This window comes from Rhodopseudomonas sp. (genome assembly GCF_048594845.1).
Taxonomy (GTDB): Bacteria; Pseudomonadota; Alphaproteobacteria; order Rhizobiales; family Xanthobacteraceae; genus Rhodopseudomonas.
Genome location: NZ_JBMDXE010000087.1, coordinates 1 through 4036 on the forward strand (window position 1 = coordinate 1; position 4036 = coordinate 4036).

At 63.2% G+C, this 4036-nt stretch carries 4 protein-coding genes; 2 read left to right on the plus strand and 2 right to left on the minus strand.

Annotation, left to right across the window (positions count from 1 at the left end):
* Positions 1 to 56: 56 nt before the first annotated feature.
* Positions 57 to 611 (minus strand): FMN-dependent NADH-azoreductase, encoded by a 555-nt coding sequence (locus ACOJTD_RS05335; RefSeq protein WP_420131893.1) that lies wholly within the window; start codon positions 609 to 611, stop codon positions 57 to 59.
* Between the two features lie 108 nt (positions 612 to 719).
* Here ACOJTD_RS05335 and ACOJTD_RS05340 point away from each other — a divergent pair, with 108 nt between their 5' ends.
* Positions 720 to 1124, plus strand: a complete 405-nt coding sequence (locus ACOJTD_RS05340) for a winged helix-turn-helix transcriptional regulator (RefSeq protein WP_420131894.1) — start codon at positions 720 to 722, stop codon at positions 1122 to 1124.
* Between the two features lie 58 nt (positions 1125 to 1182).
* Here ACOJTD_RS05340 and ACOJTD_RS05345 read toward each other — a convergent pair whose 3' ends face one another.
* A complete protein-coding gene (locus ACOJTD_RS05345; protein WP_420131895.1) occupies positions 1183 to 1713 on the minus strand; it encodes a MarR family winged helix-turn-helix transcriptional regulator in 531 nt (176 codons plus the stop codon).
* Between the two features lie 531 nt (positions 1714 to 2244).
* Here ACOJTD_RS05345 and ACOJTD_RS05350 point away from each other — a divergent pair.
* Complete coding sequence (locus tag ACOJTD_RS05350; RefSeq protein WP_420131896.1) at positions 2245 to 3735, plus strand: porin; 1491 nt, start codon at positions 2245 to 2247, stop codon at positions 3733 to 3735.
* Positions 3736 to 4036: the final 301 nt, after the last annotated feature.

Genomic DNA, 4036 nt, shown 5'->3' on the forward strand with positions numbered 1-4036 from the left:
GACATCGTCCCGGGGATGATGAGAGTCGCGGCGGCGCTGAGGCCGCCGCGGCGGGCTCAGGCCGCCAGCGAGCTCGTCGCCGCAAGGGCGCTGTTCACCGCGCGTTCGCGCTGCTCCGGGCCCATGCCGAGTCCCTCGGCGTGAATGAAGGTGATGTCGCTGATGCCGAGGAAGCCGAAGAAGGTCTGCAGATAGCGATCCTGCAGTTCGTAGCCGGAGATCGGCGAGTCCGGACCGTAGAAGCCGCCGCGCGTGGAAGCGACGATCACCTTGCGTCCGCCCGCCAGCCCCGCGGGACCGTTGCCGCCATATTGGAACGTCTTGCCTGCGATCGCGATGCGGTCGAGCCAGGCCTTCAGGTTGGTCGGCACGGTGAAGTTGTACATCGGCGCCCCCACGACGACGACGTCGGCGGAGAGAAATTCGTCGACCACGGTGTGATCGGCGAGATCGGCCAGAGTCAGATGCGGCAGCGGATCGGCGCCGAGGTCACGATACACGACCTCCGCGCCGGGACGATCGGCGGTCAGCTTGGCGACGACCGCCGCCGAGATCTTCTTGCTGACGCTGTTGTCGCCGGCGACGCTGCTGTCGAGGTGGAGGATCTTCATGGTTGCCTCTGGTTTAAAAAAGTTACTGAGGCACTCTAGATAACCGAGCCAAAATCCGTCACAAGAAGGCACATTCGTGAGCCTCACACACACGGAAGTAACCCCGGTATGGTCGGTGTGCCTGAGATTGGACTGGAGCGCTTCGATCCCGAAAGCGCGCGTTGCCAAGGTGTCAGCAGGGTTCTGCAGCGGCTGGGCGACAAATGGAGCGTGCTGGTGGTGGCGATCCTCGCCGACGGCCCGCGCCGCTTCTCGGAATTGCGCCGCGAGATCGAGCCGATCTCACAGCGGATGCTGACGCTGACGTTGCGCGGCCTCGAACGCGACGGCCTGGTCGACCGAAAAGTCACGCCGACAATCCCGCCGCGCGTGGACTACGAACTCACACCGATGGGGCGTTCGCTGCAGAAGCCGGTTCTGGCCTTGGCGCAGTGGGCGGTCGCGCATCTTCCGCAGATTGCTGAAGCCCAGGCGAAGTTCGACGGAACGACAGATCCACAGCACGAGCTGTGACAGATGATGCAGGCTGGCTCCCGAGCCGCGCTTCGCGCCTCAGGAGCGCCGACGAAGCTCAGTCTTCCGCTACGCGCTGCATCGCGATCTTGGTGCGGCGCTTGAGGATTTCGAGCTTGGCCTTGACGTCGTTCAGCGCGGCAGCGTCGAAGTCGCTGAAGATGTAGGCGTGCAGCGCTTCCCAGCGCGGCGTCAGGGCGGCGATCTTCTGCTGCGCCGTCTCCGACAGCGACATCAGCACGACCCGCGCGTCGGTGGTCGAAGTCACGCGATGGATAAGGCCGAGACGTTCGAGAATCTTGGTCTGCGTGGTCACGAAGGTCGAGACGGCGTGGATCTTGTCGGAGACCTCGCCGACCGACACACCGTTGCCCTTGTCGAGATCGCTGATGGCCATCAGGATCAGCCATTGCGAGCCGCTGATGCCGAACAGCTTGGCCCACGAACGCCGGATGTCCTCGAGATTGTTGCTGATCGAGACGAAGTCCCAGATCACCTGATACGACACGCAATGGTCAGCGCGCCCGACGACGTCGCCGAGGCTGTCCTCGAGCGGTTCGATCTTGTGCGCGTTGTGCCGAGTCGGCATTCCCAGAACCTCCGATCGTACGTTCCCCAGTGTCGTCCGAGCTTCGATTCGACCCTCTTAGAGAAGGGCAGAATGTTTTTTGATAAGATATTCTCCCGGCTCGGCACCGACCAAAGTATTACCTCTGTGATTAACAATGTAGCGCCTAAAACCGCTTCACGCCACCGTCACAAAGCACGACTGTGCTGAATCTGCTTCAGATTCAGCAAATTATGCGGAAGCCCGGGATTAACCGAGTTGTTTTTCCCTCTCCATGGCGGAACTTTGACCGTGACAGAATCGTGACACACTGTTGCGGTCCTGCCACAGGTTCCCCGAATGAGGGCCGTCCTCCTGGTTTGGTCCTTCCAATAGCTAACTTTGTTATGTATCGAGTCTGAGACCGACGGAGGGGGGCACCTCGAAGTCGTCCCCGCCCCCACGAGCGGCCCGCGACAGCCGGCGCTCCGAAAGGCGGTTCGCGGGTGAAGCCGTGTGGCCGATACTTGAAGCCAACGGTGTTGCCCAAACGGCAAAACTTGGAGGTTTCAAATGAATTTCGTGAAAGGCCTGATGCTGGGCAGCACGGCCGCTCTGATGGTGACGGCTGCGCAAGCCGCCGACCTTCCGCTCAAGGCCAAGGCGGTCGAATACGTCAAGGTCTGCTCGCTCTACGGCGCCGGCTTCTACTACATCCCGGGCACCGACACCTGCATCAAGCTCGGCGGCTTCACCCGCGCCGAAGTCGCGGTCAATGCCTCGGGCATGACCGAAACTCCGGCCTGGAACGGCACCGCCGGCCAAGGCAACCGCCTGTCGAACCAGACCATCTTCCGTTCGCGTCAGGACATCAACATCGACACCCGCACCGCGACGGAATACGGCGTCGTGCGCACCTACTTCGACTCGGTGTTCACCTGGACCAGCGGCGGCTCGCAGTCGACCGTCGCCGGCGGTGAGCTCGGCGTGTACTTCGCCTTCGTGCAGTTCGCCGGCTTCACCTTCGGTAAGGCGGTGTCGCAGTTCTCGACGCCGTGGAACGGTTCGCCGGGCAACATCACGTCGAACCTGCTCGGCGGCGACGACACCTCGACCGGTATCAACCAGGTTGCCTACACCGCCGAATTCGGCAACGGCATCTCGGGCTCGATCTCGCTCGAAGACCAGAGCGGCTATCGCCAGGCTCAGGGCGTCTCCAGCCTCGTCAACGTGACCGGTCTCGGCAGCGCCAGCACCGCCAACAACGGCACGACCTGGCTGTCGGGCGCGGCCGCGGGGACCAACTACGTCGCCGGCACGCAGATCCCCGACATCGTCGGCAAGATCCGCGTCGATCAGGCCTGGGGTCTGTTCCAGGTGTCGGCTGCGGCCCACCAGAACCGCGCCAGCTACTACAACGCCGGTCTCGAGACCAGCGGCCATCCGGACGACAAGTGGGGCTACGCCGTGCTCGCCGCCCTGTCGCTCAAGAACCTGCCGACCGGCCCCGGCGACAGCATCAACCTCGATGCGACCTACGCTGACGGTGCGATCCGCTACGTGATCGGCGGCACCAGCCCGAACAACTTCTCGATGTACGGCAACGGCGCGATCGGCGCGTACCAGACCATCGCGATCGGTTCGGCGGTTGACGGCGTGTTCACCACCGGCGGCGGCATCGAAACCACCAAGGCTTGGGGCATCCGTGGTGCCTTCAACCACAACTGGAACCCCTACTGGGCGACCTCGATCTTCGGTGCCTACACCTCGGTCGACTTCGGCAGCACCGGCGGCGCGCTCTACACCCAGGGCCTCCGCAACGCTGTTGGCGGCACCTTCACGGGCAACCCGAACTTCAACATCGCGCAGATCGGTACCCGCACCGCGTGGACCCCGGTCAAGAACCTGACGTTCTCGGGCGAAGTCATCTACACCCGGATCGACCAGAACTACACCGGCAACACCGGTACGGTGAACCCGGGTGCGACCAAGCCGACCGCGGTCTATCAGTTCAAGGACCAGGACACCTGGACCGGCGCCGTCCGCGTCCAGCGCACTTTCTAAACAACGACGAAAGGACCCATGTAAACCTCCAGGAACCTCCGGCGATGCCCCGCCGGAGGTTTTCCTGTTTGTCGGGTTACATGGCTCGCGCTTCGGCGCCACAGCTACTTCGCTGGCGACAGATGGTCGTGGGTAGCAGCGACACACCAACGGACGCGTCCAGGTCACGGACGCGATCCACGTCGAGCATTGCTTGCTGATCAATTTTGCTTTGTTTTCGGCTGAGCCCAACGTCGCGGCGCGCGCAGCGCCCGGACCGACTGTTCTCATTCCTGTGCGCTGGCCCGAGACGAAGCTTGTG